The organism is Chitinophagaceae bacterium (assembly GCA_016717285.1).
GTDB lineage: Bacteria > Bacteroidota > Bacteroidia > Chitinophagales > UBA10324 > JACCZZ01.
Genome location: JADKFU010000002.1, coordinates 55,911 through 72,720, shown reverse-complemented (window position 1 = coordinate 72,720; position 16,810 = coordinate 55,911). Strand labels below are relative to the sequence as shown.

17 protein-coding genes are annotated in these 16,810 nt (G+C 40.6%); 12 read left to right on the top strand and 5 right to left on the bottom strand.

The genetic code is table 11. The features are described 5' to 3' along the window. Positions 1–85: 85 nt before the first annotated feature. From IPO83_03650 to IPO83_03640, 3 genes are all read right to left on the bottom strand, one after another. On the bottom strand, positions 86–262 hold the full coding sequence (locus tag IPO83_03650) for a hypothetical protein (protein ID MBK9730376.1): 177 nt from the start codon (positions 260–262) through the stop codon (positions 86–88). A 480-nt stretch (positions 263–742) separates the two neighbouring features. After that, the gene (gene tnpA / locus IPO83_03645) at positions 743–1,165 is read right to left on the bottom strand and encodes an IS200/IS605 family transposase (GenBank protein MBK9730375.1); all 423 of its coding nucleotides are present in this window, start codon (positions 1,163–1,165) and stop codon (positions 743–745) included. Positions 1,166–2,047: 882 nt separating this feature from the next. After that, on the bottom strand, positions 2,048–2,227 hold the full coding sequence (locus IPO83_03640; protein ID MBK9730374.1) for a hypothetical protein: 180 nt from the start codon (positions 2,225–2,227) through the stop codon (positions 2,048–2,050). A gap of 244 nt (positions 2,228–2,471) precedes the next feature. Here IPO83_03640 and IPO83_03635 point away from each other — a divergent pair, with 244 nt between their 5' ends. Together IPO83_03635 and IPO83_03630 are read left to right on the top strand one after the other, a co-directional pair. After that, on the top strand, positions 2,472–3,590 hold the full coding sequence (locus IPO83_03635; GenBank protein ID MBK9730373.1) for a hypothetical protein: 1,119 nt from the start codon (positions 2,472–2,474) through the stop codon (positions 3,588–3,590). 105 nt (positions 3,591–3,695) lie between these two features. Next, positions 3,696–4,394, top strand: coding sequence for a TIGR00730 family Rossman fold protein (locus IPO83_03630; GenBank protein MBK9730372.1), 699 nt, complete (start codon positions 3,696–3,698; stop codon positions 4,392–4,394). Positions 4,395–4,462: 68 nt separating this feature from the next. Here IPO83_03630 and IPO83_03625 read toward each other — a convergent pair whose 3' ends face one another. Then, positions 4,463–5,875, bottom strand: a complete 1,413-nt coding sequence (locus tag IPO83_03625) for a carbohydrate porin (protein ID MBK9730371.1) — start codon at positions 5,873–5,875, stop codon at positions 4,463–4,465. A 163-nt stretch (positions 5,876–6,038) separates the two neighbouring features. Between IPO83_03625 and IPO83_03620 the strand changes: the two genes are divergently transcribed. The 8 genes from IPO83_03620 (at position 6,039) to IPO83_03585 (ending at position 13,015) form a co-directional block, all read left to right on the top strand. Further along, positions 6,039–6,686 (top strand): trimeric intracellular cation channel family protein, encoded by a 648-nt coding sequence (locus IPO83_03620; GenBank protein MBK9730370.1) that lies wholly within the window; start codon positions 6,039–6,041, stop codon positions 6,684–6,686. 101 nt (positions 6,687–6,787) lie between these two features. Continuing rightward, entirely contained in the window at positions 6,788–7,330 is a 543-nt protein-coding gene (locus IPO83_03615; GenBank protein MBK9730369.1) for a two pore domain potassium channel family protein, read from the top strand. 524 nt (positions 7,331–7,854) lie between these two features. Then, the gene (locus tag IPO83_03610) at positions 7,855–8,940 is read left to right on the top strand and encodes an AI-2E family transporter (GenBank protein MBK9730368.1); all 1,086 of its coding nucleotides are present in this window, start codon (positions 7,855–7,857) and stop codon (positions 8,938–8,940) included. A gap of 28 nt (positions 8,941–8,968) precedes the next feature. Then, a complete protein-coding gene (locus IPO83_03605) occupies positions 8,969–9,244 on the top strand; it encodes a hypothetical protein (GenBank protein MBK9730367.1) in 276 nt (91 codons plus the stop codon). A gap of 80 nt (positions 9,245–9,324) precedes the next feature. Then, the gene (locus IPO83_03600) at positions 9,325–9,471 is read left to right on the top strand and encodes a hypothetical protein (protein ID MBK9730366.1); all 147 of its coding nucleotides are present in this window, start codon (positions 9,325–9,327) and stop codon (positions 9,469–9,471) included. Positions 9,472–9,501: 30 nt separating this feature from the next. After that, positions 9,502–9,903 carry a hypothetical protein gene (locus IPO83_03595; protein MBK9730365.1) on the top strand — a complete coding sequence of 134 codons (402 nt, stop codon included), beginning with the start codon at positions 9,502–9,504 and terminating at the stop codon, positions 9,901–9,903. Between the two features lie 186 nt (positions 9,904–10,089). Continuing rightward, positions 10,090–11,859 (top strand): sulfate permease, encoded by a 1,770-nt coding sequence (gene sulP / locus IPO83_03590; GenBank protein ID MBK9730364.1) that lies wholly within the window; start codon positions 10,090–10,092, stop codon positions 11,857–11,859. A 70-nt stretch (positions 11,860–11,929) separates the two neighbouring features. Next, positions 11,930–13,015: a beta-lactamase family protein gene (locus IPO83_03585; protein MBK9730363.1), complete on the top strand. Its 1,086-nt coding sequence runs from the start codon at positions 11,930–11,932 to the stop codon at positions 13,013–13,015. Positions 13,016–13,093: 78 nt separating this feature from the next. Here IPO83_03585 and IPO83_03580 read toward each other — a convergent pair whose 3' ends face one another. Further along, positions 13,094–13,840, bottom strand: a complete 747-nt coding sequence (locus IPO83_03580; GenBank protein MBK9730362.1) for a carbonic anhydrase — start codon at positions 13,838–13,840, stop codon at positions 13,094–13,096. 292 nt (positions 13,841–14,132) lie between these two features. Here IPO83_03580 and IPO83_03575 point away from each other — a divergent pair, with 292 nt between their 5' ends. Together IPO83_03575 and IPO83_03570 are read left to right on the top strand one after the other, a co-directional pair. Next, entirely contained in the window at positions 14,133–15,884 is a 1,752-nt protein-coding gene (locus tag IPO83_03575; protein MBK9730361.1) for a serine hydrolase, read from the top strand. Between the two features lie 124 nt (positions 15,885–16,008). Beyond that, a complete protein-coding gene (locus IPO83_03570; GenBank protein ID MBK9730360.1) occupies positions 16,009–16,524 on the top strand; it encodes a biopolymer transporter ExbD in 516 nt (171 codons plus the stop codon). Positions 16,525–16,810: the final 286 nt, after the last annotated feature.

Sequence of the window (16,810 nt, the reverse complement as noted above, 5' to 3'; positions counted from 1 at the left end):
TCGCCGTTGAATTAAATCGCTTCCATTTTCACCCGATTAAAATCGGGTGCAATAGATACTATTCTTTGCGAACGTATTTCTTTTATTAATCGTGATCATTTGCTTTTGTAAGATTGGAATTGACATTGGAGACAGGTGTTGCGATTACGGTATCTGTTGCAGTTGATTTTAATCGACGGCAAATTTGAATGCCAATCATTATCACCCGATTGAAATCGGGTGCAAGAGATACCATTCTGTGAGAACGCGTTTTCCTATTCATTTTGATCATTTAATTAGATAAGATTGGAAATAGGGTCAGGTGTTGCTATTACGGTATCTGTTGCAGTTGATTTTAATCGACGGCTAATTTGAATGCCAATCATTATCACCCGATTGAAATCGGGTGCAAGAGATACCATTCTGTGAGACGCGTTTTCCTATTCATTTTGATCATTTAATTAGATAAGATTGGAAATAGGGCCAGGTGTTGCGACTACAGTATCTGTTGCAATTGATTTTAATCGACGGCTAATTTGATTACCAATCATTATCGCTCGATTGAAATCGGGTGTAAGAGATACCATACTGTGAGAACGCGTTTTACTATTCATTTTGATCATTTAATTAGATAAGATTGGAAATAGGGCCAGGTGTTGCGACTACGGTATCTGTTGCAGTTGATTTTAATCGACGGCTAATTTGATTGCAATTAATATTAAAACCAATAGAAAGCGATTGAAATAAAGGCAAAGATTGGCCATCATTTTTCATCAAACAATCGCTCAAATAGTTTTATTTCATTACTGAATGATTTGGTGCGATGATGTTTTACCTGATTCTTAATGTAGTTCCGAACGCGTTTCAAATTGGACTCACTAACTGAAATTGCATAATAGTCATCTTGCCACTCAAAACATTCCTTTGCAAAATTGCCGTCGTTAATCCATTTTGATGAGCCTCCTTTCAATTGTTTTACCACATCAGCGATTGTCTGCGTTGCTTTCAACAAAACCAGGCAATGAAGATGATCATCGTATCCGTTTACCATATCAAGGTAAATATCATGGTCAACAGAATCCTTTTTTAGAAATCTCCCCACTTTAAATCTTAATCTTGATGTCAATAATGGCGTTCTGTTTTTTGTTGACCAAACAAGGTGAATCCATACTCTTACAAATGGCATAAGCAAATTTGATTTAGAGTTTGAAGATAGAATTTCATTGAATTGTTTAATCATCTTCTGCCTGGACTTAACTAGTGTTGCTGATTTTAATCGATTGTAAATTGAATTGCCTTTGAGTTACACCCGATTAAAATCGGGTGCAAGAGATACCATTCTATGAGTGCAAGAGATACCATTCTGACAGGAGGTATTTTTTTTAATCTTGGTCATTTGCTTTTATAAGATTGGAATTGACAATAAGGTCAGGTGTTTCGACTACAGTATCTGTTGCCGTCGATTTTAATCGACGGCTAATTTGAATGCCAATCATTATCACCCGATTAAAATCGGGTGCAAGAGATACCATTCTGTGAGGACGTATTTTCTTATTCATCCTGATCATTCGATTTTATAAGATTGGAATTGACATTGGAGACAGGTGTTGCGACTACGGTATCTGTTGCCGTCGATTAAAATCGACGGCAAATTTGAATGCCAATCATTATCACCCGATTGAAATCGGGTGCAAGAGATACCATTCTGTGAGGACGTATTTTCTTATTCATCCTGATCATTCGATTTTATAAGATTGGAATTGACATTGGAGACAGGTGTTGCGACTACGGTATCTGTTGCCGTCGATTTTAATCGACGGCTAATTTGAATGCCAATCATTATCACCCGATTGAAATCGGGTGCAAGAGATACCATTCTTTGCGAACGTATTTCTTTTATTAATCGTGATCATTTGCTTTTGTAAGATTGGAATTGACATTGGAGACAGGTGTTGCGACTACGGTATCTGTTGCCGTCGATTTTAATCGACGGCTAATTTGTCTGACAATCATTATCACCCGATTGAAATCGGGTGCAAGAGATACGATTCTGAGAGGACGCGTTTTATTATTCATCTTGATCATTTGGTTTGATAAGATTGGAATTGGTAATGGAGCCAGGTTTGGCGACTACGGTATCTGTTGCAGTTGATTTTAATCGACGGCAAATTTGAATGCCAATCATTATCACCCGATTGAAATCGGGTGCAAGAGATACCATTCTGTGAGAACGCGTTTTCCTATTCATTTTGATCATTTAATTAGATAAGATTGGAAATAGGGCCAGGTGTTGCTATTACGGTATTTGTTGCCGTTGCATTTATTCAACGGCTAAATGATTTTTCATCGATTAAAATCAAGAGTCAGATAATTTTTTTCCGAAAAATAATGATGTGAAATACACGTATAAGAAAACAGGAGACCTCTCACTTCAAAAAATAATAAGTTTATTTGCAGAACCATTTAAGCACTCGTATATGAAGGTTAAAAGAATGAAATTAATTATTTGTCTTGCGATACTCTTTGCGATGTACATGCCGTCATTGAAGGCGCAGTTCACGACCAATAAAGAAATTGGCGAAAAGAACAAGGCGCATATGGACAGTGTAAGTGAAGTTTTGTATCCATACATACTGCCTATCTGGGGTGAAAAAGCGACACAGAAAGGATTCAAACTACAGTATTCTGCAGGCCTTAGCCTGAATTATATTGGTCAAAATTCTGATCTTATAATCAATAACCTGATGGTTGGATTCAATAACGGCGAGATGTATAATCTTGATGAGATCATCCGTTTCAATTCGGCTGTAGCCACCACGAATGGGATCAATCTGCGGCCTGATTTATGGGTGCTTCCTTTCCTGAATGTCTATGGCATTCTCGCGAAATCAAAGACGTCCACCTCCATTGATGCAGGTGTTTACATCCCACAGAACGATAGTACCTGGACGGAAATTTTTCCGCTCAGCGCGAAAGCTGAGTTTGATGCTACCACACTTGGTTTTGGTATCACACCAACTATCGGAGTGGGCGGTTTCTTTATGATCTTTGACATGAACTTTTCATGGAGTGATATTGACGAGCTTGAAAAGCCTGCTTTTGCTTTTATCTTCGATCCCCGGTTCGGAAAAAATTTCGTGATTAAAAACGACATGAACATTGCTGTATGGACCGGAGCATTCAGGGTAAAAATAAATTCAGGCACATCCGGATCCATTAACCTCAGCGATCTTTTCACCTTTGATGATGCAGAGGAAAAAATTGATGAAGGCTATGCAAAAGTTGAATCGGGTCAGCAATCTATTGATGACTGGTGGGGTAGTCTTACCGCACTTGAACAAAAAAATCCGGTAAACATCGCGAAATATGAAACTTCAAACCAAGCGCTGCAAACTGCCGGTAATATTCTTGCTACCGCCGATGTAGCTGTTAATACCATCAGCACCTCCACGATTCAATATTCGCTTAATAAAAAACAAAAACAGATGTGGAATTTCACTATTGGTTCTCAATTCCAGATCAACAGGCACTTTATGGTAAGAGCCGAAGTCGGATTTCTTGGGTCACGCACACAATTGATGGGTGGTTTACAATACCGATTCGGACTTTGATTTTATAAGGACAATGTATGCGATTGAGTCCGCGATGTAAGAAATTTTGCTTCATGCACAAGGGTCTCTATTTTTTATTTTTGAACCTGTAATCAAACAACCCAAATGAAACTTTCCAACGATCAGCATTTTCTCCAATCGCCAAGAACATTGATTGATGAAATACGTGATGCTCACAAAGTGCAGGCGGATTTGTGGCAGGGCGTATCTGCTTTTGCCGAAATAAAAAACTGTGTTACGGTCTATGGCTCTGCACGTTTTCGCGAAGGACACAGATACTACGAACTTGCACGGGCCATGGGAAAAGAATTGGCAAAGAATAATTTCTCCGTGATGACAGGTGGAGGACCCGGCGTAATGGAAGCAGCAAACCGTGGAGCGAAAGAGGGCGGTGGCGTTTCGCTCGGTTGTAACATCATACTCCCTTTCGAACAGGCACCAAATCTTTACGTAGACAAGATGGTGTCCTTCGAATTTTTCTTCACCAGGAAAACAATTCTACGTAAAAATTCAGTTGCCTATGTACTCATGCCAGGCGGATTCGGAACGATGGACGAAATTTTTGAAGTGCTTACACTCATTCAAACGCATAAGCTTCCACCGCGCCCTGTTGTTTGTCTTGGGAAAGATTATTGGAAACATCTCGGTACTTTCATTCGTGAAACAATGATCAAAGAGCAAACTATTTCCGAGTCTGATCTTGATCTTGCATTCATTACAGATGATCTTGTTGAAGCGGTGAACCATATAAAAAAAATGCTGGCGCAGGAAAATGCTTTGCAGGAGGAAATTGCGGAAGATTGAGGAATGAATTTTCGAACAGGAATTCAAACCGGATTTCAACTGTACCAATTTGCTAACCTTTTCACTCTTCAAAACAACCACCACTCTGCCCTCACACCAATATATTGTCCCCATTTCACATGACCAATTTCCTGCAGAAAAGGTGAGTATAGATTATCCGAAGCAAACTGATTGTATTTCGCGATAGAATAGATAAAGCGAAATTGTGGACGGGCCCATGGATCTGCCTTCGCTGTGGGAACAAGTGTGGGCACAATTGAAAACTTAAGCATCGTTGCTGCCGCTTGGTCTCCATCTGTGCGGCTGGCATAGTGTACTTCCGTCAGCAGGTGAAACCACGTTTTGATGTACCAGAAATTTCTTACGCCAACGGCGTATTCGCTCTTACGATTGAAAATTTCACGGCCGAAATAATCAGGCGCTTTATTAGTGCTCTCAGCAGCGCCATGACTTTTAGTGTAAATCGCATATCCATTTAAGCTGTACTTCGGACTTATGTTTAACAAAATATGTTCTGTAAGACTCAGGCAATATGCATCAGCAAATTTATTGGTTGAAAGATCAGGCGCGCCGTATGTCAGCCACGTCCTTGAGTTACCACCATCATCTCCGTTGGCGATACCATATCCAAATCGAACAGATGACTGGTTGAAAGAACCATTTTCTTTCGTACGAATGTTGATGACATGCTTAACACCAACCACCCAGCCACCTGCTGTTGGATAATTTAATGTTGATACCGTATCCTGTCTGCTTGCATCAGCCAGGCGATGGTATTCTCCCAACAACTTTATTTTTTGTTTAGCGCTGTCAAACGGAAGCAGTTGTTCAAGAATGAGCATGCCTCTGTTGCGCAAGCCAAGTCGTTCTGTTCCATCTATGATGTTGACATAAAAATTGGGAGGCACTGAACTGTTGGTATCCACTACTCCCGGAAACAGGATGGAAAAAGTCGTGTTTTTGAAGATGACGCCCACACCCTGGCTACTGTGATCATCGAAATAAAAATGATCCGCTATGTGAATATCATCGCCGCGGAAAAACTTAGCGCCAATCCATACGCTCCAGTCTGATCCCTGAATGTGATTGGCTTCCGCATACAATTCAGGCAGGGCAAATGCAACGCCTCCGTATGCTGTGCTGGAAACATTTCCAATCAATTGACCTTTGCCGCTGTACATGGCAACTCTTGCCTGCACATTAATTATTGTAGTATCATGCCCGTTACTCACCGGTTTAAAATGAAGTGCGCCAATCAACTCCACATAATCTGCCTCCTCCATTCTTCCACCGATGGAGCCCATGCCATTCAGGTTGAATGATTTCCCGATGTTGCCTTCTATCTCAGGAGAAAATCCTGCACCAACACGTCCGTAGGAACCAAAGGAGAATAGTTTATTGCTGATGGTGGTTTGTGCATTCACATCCGACAGCAACAGCAGAAAAATTGCCAAGGGTAATCCCGGTAAATAATATTTCATAAGAAACTTTTTAAAGTTCATGTAAGAAGAGGAAGACCATCTCAAAGATAAAAGAGAGGATTAGTTTTATCATCTTTGTTTTTAATGAATCAGTCATCTACATGAAACCGGAAATAAAGTTGCTTTTCCTGCATCCTTTCAGAACCGCAGAATTAACCGCGAGATGAATTCCCTGACTGTTTCCATGTTGCCTTATTACCTGAGCATTGCATCTATTATCGCATTCGCTATCACAGGGGCGCTTGCTGCTATACAGTCGAAGAAAGAAATGGATATCATTGCCGTAATCATTCTCGGTGTAGTGACTGCTGTAGGCGGAGGAACTGTACGGGACCTGGTTTTAAATCTTCCCGTATTCTGGGTGCAGGATCCATTTATGCTGGTAGCAGCAGTTGGTGCTTCCGTGGTCACTTTCTTTTTCCGCTCCGCTATCAGGAAAAGTTTCTCACTGCTTCTTTATATTGATGCACTTGCCAATGCTTTATTGCTCATGAGCGTAATGAAAAAAGTTTTCGCTGCAGGATTTCCATGGGAGATTGCCGTAACGAGCGGAGTACTCACAGCTATTGGTGGCGGACTGATCCGTGATGTGTTGACCGGAAGGGATAACTTGCTTCTTTCCCGGGAATTGTATGCAACGCCCATTCTGGTGGGAGCACTGCTCTATGTTGCACTGCTGTTTATTATTCCTGATTCTACTGCACTGCAATTGATCATTGTGATTTTTGTTTTTCTTTTCCGGGCGGCTGCGATCCGGTTTGATCTTTCATTGCCGGGGTGGCTGATTGCAACAGAAAATAAACAAGAATAAAATGTGAAGCAAAGATTGATGCTGCCCGAAGAATATTCAATATTGACGCTGCCTTTCCCTTTGACGCTTACCTTTAACGTGATAACAATTTTACCAAATCCATGATCCGATCATTTCTCCGCCATCCGCTTGTTTACAATTTGCTAATTGTTCTGGCGACTTTTGTTTCTTATAAAATTGCCAGGTCCGGAATCATCTATCCTTTCAGTCGCCAATTTATTGACGTGCTCATTTTTGTCTCATGTGTGGTTCAGATTTTTTACTTCGTTGTATTTTCTTTGCGTAAACTTTTTTTCAAAACAGGGTTAAGTCTTTCTTATGGAAAAATCCTTATCAGAATCTGCGGGACGATACTATTTATACTATTGACCTTCACGGTCAACTACTGGTGTCTTTTTGATAATAACCCATCCGCAATTTCAGGGCTCAGTAACTCATCGCTCTTCCGGGAATTACTCGATATGTTTTATTTCAGTTGCGTCACCTTTGCCACTGTCGGTTACGGAGACATTCTGCCCGAATCCATGGCTGCAAAAAGCTGTGTGATTCTTGAAATGGCGACTGCATTTTTCATAGTAGTGTTCATTTTGTCCAATGTCAGCCTTATCATGAATTCGGTGAAAGAAAACATGGCTGATGAATGAAGGTGCTTTCATTGCAGCTTACAAAAGGAAATCCTTCCTGCCTTCTGATTTGACAAGACTGATTTTTTTGACAGAAGTATTTCTACCATGACTGAAGAATGTAATTTCCGTTTTCAAACAGACAAAGCTATTATTCATGCCTTCCGCCAGAATTAAACAAGGAGTTGTTTGCTTGCAGTAATAGCAGTCCTGGCATTTTGCTACATAGTATATGATCCTTTTTCCCGGTAACCTTCTTCGACAGTTAGTAATACAACCGGTGGGAAGATACAATGGACACATTGTAGAAATACTTTTTTATGAAATTTATTTTTATGTTATAAAAAATTAATGCGTGCTGCAAAAAATATGCTATCTGTCACATCATATTTTTTTTTCAGCGTGATATTCAAACCTGATCAAACACGCTATAACAGTCCCCGTTTTTTAAAAGCGGTTGAAATCATCGCGTAGCTTCCTGCTTTAATATTTTTTAGCAGAGCTCTGATTAAATTCCTACATTCAAAGTCACAAAACCCATATTTATGAATTCTTCACATCCACAGGATACTGCAAATAACAGCTCCACCAGAAAAGTATTCGATATAGTCCTTCGCCTCATAGCGCTGGCCTTTTTACTCTATTGGTCTTTTAATATTCTTGCACCATTTGTTCAGATTCTTATCTGGTCCGTCATTTTTGCAGTCTCACTCTATCCGGTTTTCCTGAAGCTGAGTAAAAGAATGGGAGGAAGCAAAGCATGGGCAGCTACCTTAATTTCATTATTGCTGCTGGTGGTGATCATTGCTCCTACGGTGTGGCTGATGTCCTCGACAGCAGATGATATTATTTCCTTTCGCGACAAGGTGAGTGTAGATGGATTTGCTATTTCACCCCCGCCTGAGAGTGTAAAAAATATTCCGCTCGTGGGAAGAAAAATTGATCAGTTGTGGACGGATGCCTCACAGAATCTGAGCGGGTTTGCACATGAAAATAATGACCGGCTTAAAAGTATTTTATTGGGCATAATCGGACTCATCTCCTCTGTCGCAAAGGGAATACTTCTTCTCTCAGGCGCCATCATTGTAGGTGGAGTTTTAATGTGTTACGGTCAGCAGACAGGTGTCTATGTAAAGAAATTCTTTATCCGTTTAGCGGGCAAGAACGGCGAAAGCATGGCAAGCGTTGCTGAAGTAACCATACGAAATGTAACGCGCGGCATTCTTGGCGTGGCTGCTATTCAATCATTGCTTGCAGGAATTGGAATGGTGGTTTTCGGAGTGCCGCTGGCCGGATTGTGGACGATGCTTTGGTTGATTCTCGCTATCGTGCAGATTCCTGCACTTCCCGTTGCTGTGGGTGTTATCGTTTGGGCGTGGAGCAATGATTTATCTACAGGAATGGCCATACTGCTCACGATCTGGATGCTGGTTGCAGGATTGATTGATAATGTGCTGAAACCAATCATGCTTGGTAAAGGCGCACCGGTTCCTATGCTTGTAGTTTTTCTCGGCGCCATCGGCGGATTTATTTTCTCCGGTTTTACCGGATTGTTTACAGGAGCCATTGTGCTGTCGCTTGCTTATAAGTTGTTTATTGAATGGTTGCATGAGACAGCTATGGTAGAATGATTCAGTCTGCTTGGTAAAAATTGAAAATATGGTAACTGAACGACCACAGACCATTCAAATCTTTCTACCACATGGAAATCCTACTGGTATTAAGATAGCTGATCTTACAAACAGAATGATTGTTGCTACACTCATTCCACGAAAAAACTTTCCGAGGCAGGTGCAAATGGTTGGACTGAATGGAAAAATAAAGTTGGTAAAAAAATTGATTTGCTTTATCGTATTGAAATTCCGGAATTACTTCCAAAATAATAACATAATTGTTGGCGAACGCTTAAGCCCTAAAGGAATCTATTCTCTTTAGATTTTCCGGCTCTTTAACTTTTGGTTATAAACTTTCCTTTCACGTATTTTAACAATCGTATTATTGCTTAAATCATCACCATGCAAAAAGGAATCGTACTATTCGATGTACAGGATTTTCTCTACCAGGGTATGGACAAAAACAATCCTGATGTTGCACTGATCAGCCAGAAGCAAATGGAGACTATGAACATGATCAACACCAAGTTCATGATGGAACGGCAATGAAGACTGGAGAGCAATATTCCTATTCCGGTGGTGGAGCTTTTTCTTCCCACAGGTGATGGCTACTATCTGCTTACCACACCTGACCTTCCATCCATTCTCGACATTGCACATTGCCTGCTGGCTATTCTGCATTCGGGTAACATCAATGCTTATAGCGTGGCGCATGTTGGCGATGTGATTATCCTCACTGACCTTAGCGGAAGAGAAAACGGAACCGGGTTTGAATTGGGACTGGCTTCAAGATTACTGAGCATCAGCAAGGAAACAGGCAGACTGACATGCTCCGCAAACATCGTAAACGGCTGGATGGAGAATGACTTTTTCGAATTGAACGATGAATGGAAGTCAGCCACTGCCAAAGATGGCGTTGTATATAAATGGAAAAATTCTGCTCCCAAAAATTTTGAAAGTACAGCCGCGAGGTATTCATAACGCTGTGGTGTAATAATTACCGGGCAGAAGTAAATCAACGTCACCATGTGGCATACCGGACAATACCAACTGTCTAACCAGCATGGTTAAAATATCTGAGCAAGTAATCCCCCGAAAAATCAATTCTGTATCTCTTCTTTATTAGGTTTGTGTTTGATCCAAAAACTACCGGATTAATTTTATTGGATGGAAACTGAAACACCTGATAATACAAATAAGCGGACGCAATTAAAACAATCGCAATCAACAACGGTTAACGGATGGAAGCGTTGGGTTCCCGGCTTGCAGACTCTTTCAAGTTATAAAACTTCGTGGTTAACAAGTGATTTAATAGCGGGCCTGGTACTCACTACTATGCTGGTGCCAGTTGGTATCGCCTATGCAGAAGCGTCTGGTGTTCCGGGCATCTATGGTCTTTACGCCACCATCATTCCACTCCTTGCTTATGCGCTGTTGGGTCCAAGTCGTATTATGGTGCTGGGGCCGGATTCATCACTCGCTGCAATTATTCTAGCAGTGGTGTTACCGATGTCTGCCGGTGATCCTTCCAAAGCGATTATTGTTGCCAGTATGATGGCAATTGTTTCCGGATTAGTATGCATTCTTGCCGGCGTTTTCCGTTTAGGATTCATTACTGAATTGCTTTCAAAACCCATCCGTTATGGCTACATGAATGGTATCGCACTTACAGTATTGTTGAGTCAGATTCCGAAGATGTTAGGATTCTCGATTGAAAGCAACGGACCGTTGCGCAACATCTATAGCATTGGAGAATCTATTCTTGATGGAAAAACAAACATTACTGCTTTTCTCATTGGCTTTGGCACATTAGTACTCATCATGTTACTCAAGCCCTACAAGCGCATTCCCGGAATTTTGATCGCGGTAATAGGTGCAACCATCGTAGTAGGATTATTTGGGCTTGACGAAACGGCTGGAGTGAAAGTGCTCGGACCGCTTCCACAGGGTTTACCATCATTCAACATACCATGGGGAATTAATTGGGACGAACTTCAAAGTATTATCATTGGTGGCATTACGGTAGCAATCGTTTCTTTTGCTGATACAAGTGTCTTATCACGTATTTACGCTTCAAAAACAAAAACTCATGTTGACCCGAACCAGGAAATGGTCGGCCTTGGTGCTGCCAATCTCGCTGCCGGTTTTTTCCAGGGATTTCCTATCAGCAGCAGTTCTTCCCGCACACCGGTTGCTGAAGCTTCTGGTGCAAAGACGCAACTCAGCTCAGTGGTGGGTGCCGTTGCAGTGGCCTTGCTTCTGTTAGTAGCACCTGATCTGTTAAAGAATTTACCTAACAGCGCATTGGCGGCAGTGGTAATTTCCGCGGCCATCGGACTTTTTGAATTTGATGACCTGCGTAGAATTTACCGCATACAGAGGTGGGAATTCTGGTTATCAATTGTCTGCTTTTTAGGAGTGGCCATATTCGGTGCCATCCCTGGAATATTGATCGCAATTGTGATCGCCGTAATAGAATTTTTATGGGATGGATGGCGTCCTCACTTTGCTGTATTAGGACGTGTGGATGGACTTCGTGGCTATCATGACATTACCCGTCACCCGGAAGCACGTTTGATTCCGGGACTCCTGCTGTTCAGGTGGGATGCACCTTTATTTTTTGCCAATGCCACACTTTTCCAGGCAGAAATTTTACAACAGGTTTCAGATTCACCAAATTCTATTAATCGCATCATCGTTGCAGCAGAGCCTGTGACAAGTGTGGATATCACCTCTGCTGATATGCTAACAGAACTGAAAAAATCATTGGATGCAATGCAAATAGAATTACGTTTTGCAGAAATGAAAGATCCTGTTAAAGATAAACTCAAACGTTTCGAGTTAATACAAATCCTCGGTGCGGATATTTTTCATTCAACTATCGGCGAAGCGGTTGATGATTATGTTCATCAATATAACATTGAATGGAAGCATTGACAAGGATGCACAGACTTTGAACAAAATGGTTTCGTACAAACGTGCCATGTGCGCTCAAAACAACAAGTAAATGAAAACACATAGACTCCTGCTCCTGCTTTTCATGCTGAATTCAATAGTTTCATTTGCACAAAACACTCTTTTATATGCAGACTCAGTCAGAAAGTCAAGCAATATTCCGGAATTAAATTATGCTGTTGTAACAGCAGATTCTATTTTAGAAATGCAGGCACTCGGGCATCATTCCGTTGACTTAAATGATACAGCAACTTTAAATGACCGGTTTCATATTGGCTCCAATACCAAAGCAATGACTGCTTTTATAATTGCCAAATATGTCGAAAAAGGATGGCTGAAATGGGATGATAAATTTTTTGATGTATTCCCTCAGTGGAAGGAAAATTCAAGGCCGGAATATTTCAATATCACACTTCAGGACCTGCTTTCTCACAGCGCTTTTATACAACCTTTTCAAGGATTTAATGATCCGGTAATTCCGGATTTTAAGGGGTCAAAAAATCAAAAAAGAGAAGCGTTTGGAAAATTTGTATTATCCCTGGAACCCGTTAAGAATGACAGCGTGCATTCATTTACGTACTCCAATGCAGATTATACATTAGCCAGCCTGATGATAGAAAAAGTTACCAGGAAGACCTGGGAGCAATTGGTAAATAAAGTCTTTAATAAGGATTTAAAGCTCGATGTTAAACTTTCGTGGCCTGAAAATCAAAAAAGAAAAGATACGTGGGGACATTCTTTTGAAAATGGAAAATTAACTCCGGTGCCATCGAATACCGGATTCCATTTGGATTATACAGAGCCGGCAGGAGACATCAACATGAAGCTGACTGACTACGTAAAATTTATACAGCTTAATCTTCAGGGATTAAACGGTGAAGACAATTATTTAAAAGCATCAACCTATACTTTTATCCATAAGGGCATTGCAGGTTACTCACTTGGCTGGTATAATATTTACGAGAACGGAAAAGAATGGTCAACTCATTCCGGTACTGCAGGCACTTATTATGTTTCGGCACACATAGACCGGCTAAACAATAAGGCCTATATCATTTTTACGAATTCATTTAATGAAGAAACCACAAATGGAGTTCGCCTATTGATGAGAAAGCTAAAATCAAATTACGGAGACTAAAACTCCGGGAGAAACATGCTGTGATTGCCTGATTGAAAATGAAATGCCGGTTTTATAAAACAGGATTCCATATCCTTCTCATATAAAAGTTACGTTCCCTGTAGCTACATCATACACAGCGCCCACTATTTTTATCTCCCCTTTCTTATCCATATTCCGCAAAACCTCACTGCGGCTGCTGATTTCTTTAACGACGAGTTGAACATTCTTCATCGTCACAGCATCAAGGTATTCATGGTTGTGAGAATTTTTTTCTCCGTTAAAACTCTGGCAACTGTCAACAGCCGGCATAATGTGAGCAAGCATTGCAGTGATGTTTCCGAGCTTTACATTATCGATGGCAGAATGAATGGCGCCGCAAGAAGTATGACCCAACACCACAATTAATTTTGCTCCGGCCACTTTGCAGCCGTACTCCATACTGCCGAGAATATCTTCATTCTCAATATTGCCTGCTACACGGGCAACGAACACATCACCAATGCCCTGATCAAAAATTTCTTCTACCGGAACGCGCGAATCAATGCAGGAAAGAATTACAGCTTTCGGATATTGACCGCTGGCAGATGATTGTACCTGCGCCGAATATTTACGCAACGTAAGGCTGTCTTTCACAAAATGTGTGTTGCCATCTTTCAGCATTTGCAGCACGGCATCCGGAGTGAGAGCTGACTGCTCCTCCCGGGTCAATGTTTTTTCTACCATCGCTCCTGCTGATGGCGGTTGAACTTTTGTGGAATCTGTTTGTCCTGCTTGTGGTGTGGAAGAATTGTTGCAGGAGGAAAGCAGTACTGCGATGCAAATGATGGGAAGAAATAATTTCATGTTTTTTGTTTTGAATAATCATGTTTTTAAGAGCGTAAGATTATTGTGAAAGTTAGGAGAATTCCTTTTGATTGAATAGTGAATAAGGATTACCTCAGGAATAGATTATGCTCATATAGTTCGCATTTTAAAATCCGATGCTATTAACCCGGAATTTTTCGCGGAGAACAGTTAATTATGCATTTTCTCTAATAGTCCTGGGACAAAAGTCATTTTGCTATCTTAACATGATAGCGGTAATCTCTTCCGGGAAAATTTGAATCATTAAGATGAAAAAATGAAACCTGTTCTTATGAATAAAACTAAAGGAAAAATTATTGCTGCCTTTGGAGTCTTCGCACTCACCTTCCTGTTTATTGGTTGTTACGGACAAACTAAAAGCGATAAAATTGACCAACTGATAAATACCTATGCTAAATATGGACAATTTAATGGCTCTGTATTAATTTCAGAAAAAGGGGAAATCATTTATAAGAAAGGATTTGGACTTGCCAATGTGGAATGGAACATCCCCAATCAACCTGATACCAAACATCGCTTAGCGTCCATGACTAAACAATTTACGGCCATGCTGATTTTGCAACTGGTTTCAGAAAATAAATTGAAACTGCAGGTTCCGATCTCTGCTTATCTGCCGGACTACCCTAAAAAAACCGGGGACATCATCACTATTCATCAGCTGCTTACACACACTTCCGGAATTCCGAATTACACGGATTTTGCCAGCTACAGAGATATAATGCGTGATCCTTACCGTCCGGAGGAACTGGTGGATCTTTTTGCTGACTCGTCTCTTCAGTTTACCCCTGGTGAAAAATTTTCGTACAGCAATTCAGGTTATATCCTGCTGGGTTTCATCATTGAGAAAATTACAGGAAAAAACTACGAGCAGGTACTACAGGAAAAGATACTTACGCCGCTTAAAATGAATAATACAGGCTATGATCACGCTAACACTATTATAAAGAACAGGGCTTCTGGTTATTACAAGGTTGGCAACAATTTTCAAAACGCCGGCTATATTGATATGTCAACTCCATTTGCTGCCGGAGCAATTTATTCAACAGTGGAAGACCTCTACCTGTGGGACCAGGCGCTGTATACTGAAAAACTTCTTCCTGATAAGTACAGGGATTTATTGTTTGGAAAATACATTCCGGAATCTGAGCGAAGTTACTATGGTTATGGTTGGAGCATTGGTGAAATGCCGGTTGGTAACACTAAGGAGCAGCTACAAACAATAAGTCACAGCGGTTTCATAAATGGCTTTAATACGCTGATTACCCGTATTCCATCGGATAAATCATTGATCGTGTTATTAAGCAATGCCGGAGGCGCTCCGCTTGATCAGATGACTATTGCTATTAATGGCATTCTTTATAATAAGCCATATAACTTTCCTAAAAAGTCAATTGCTTATTCGATGATGGAGGTGATAGAAAAAGACGGCATAACAACTGCACTTTCCTATTTTAAAGCAATCAAAGATTCAGACAGTTATTACCTCAGTGAAAGTGAAATGAATGATGTTGGCTATCAATTGTTGCAATCGGGTAAAGCCAAAGAGGCAGCAGCAGTTTTTAAACTGAATGTTGAAGCATATCCAAATTCATTTAATGTGTATGATAGTTACGGGGAGGCACTGATGGCTGTGGGAAATAAGAGTGAGGCAATTGAAAACTATATGCAATCTGTAAAATTAAATCCGGGCAATGAAAACGGCTTGAAAGTATTGAGAGCGCAAGGAATAAATACGGATACCTTAATCATAAAAGTTTCTATAGAAGAATTGAAATTACTGGAAGGTGAATACCTGGTAACAAATCCTGCATCGGAAAGTGATAGCAAGTGGCAGATTGAATTTGAGGTAGTGAATGGAGTACTGTATGGAAACGACCGCGGCTACCGCTACAAGCTGGTTCCCGTTGGTGATAACAAGTTTAGGAATCCGGATGATGGAGCATTATTGGTATTCGATACCACAGACAAGGATGCGATAACGCTCCTGCTTTTTGGAAGATTCAAGTTCAGGAAGGTGATATGATAATGGATATATGACGATTATAGAATTACCATGTCACAAAAATGTGATCTTTTTGCAAATTCCATAGCCAAGGTTAATAGGTAAAGAGAAGAGAATTAAATTACATGTACCTAAATCTTCTGATATGGAAACCTCTTCCAGCAGCTCTTCAAATCGAAATGCATTAAAAAGAAATAAGCAGAAAAAACTCTCCACTCATATCGACATGACACCAATGGTCGATCTGGCATTTCTGCTAGTGACCTTCTTTATTTTGACCACTTCCATGGCTAAGCCAAAAGCGATGCAAATTGTAATGCCTTCAGAGGGAAACGAAAGTGATTCGCGTAGTTCTGAAACGTTGAGTTTACTGATTGGACACAATGCAGTATCCTATTATTACGGAATGGATGTTTTCACTCATCAGGAGATCAGATGGAGTGAATTAAGGGAATTCCTGGTGAAGAGCAACCAGCGAATCCGGAATTTACAACGTGAAAAAAACTGGAAGGAAAATGGTGTGATGATTTTAATAAAGTCGATGGACGATTCTAAATATGGTGACCTGGTGAATATGCTCGATGAAATAAAAATTGCCCGGATTAATTCCTATGCAATCATGGATCCAAGGCCGGAGGAAATAGCAGCCATAAAAAAATGAATGTTTTTCTTCCCTGCAGCAAGCGTTCACTTGTGATATTAGTTTGTGCTCATCCGTCTTTTGAGTATAACTGTCTAGGAACGCGGCCTCAATAGTTTTTGTGAAATTATCAGGGTTTTCGTTTTTTATCGCTGAAGTATTTGATGTTTACGTAATCGAGCTTAACACCATAAACATAATTCCCAGAGATATCAAACACCATTTTCCTCAAAGGACTTAGGGAGTCGTTGCATTATACTTTTAGTTTTTTAGTCCTGCGAAAGTCAGGTCCAGTTTTTCTCCCAAC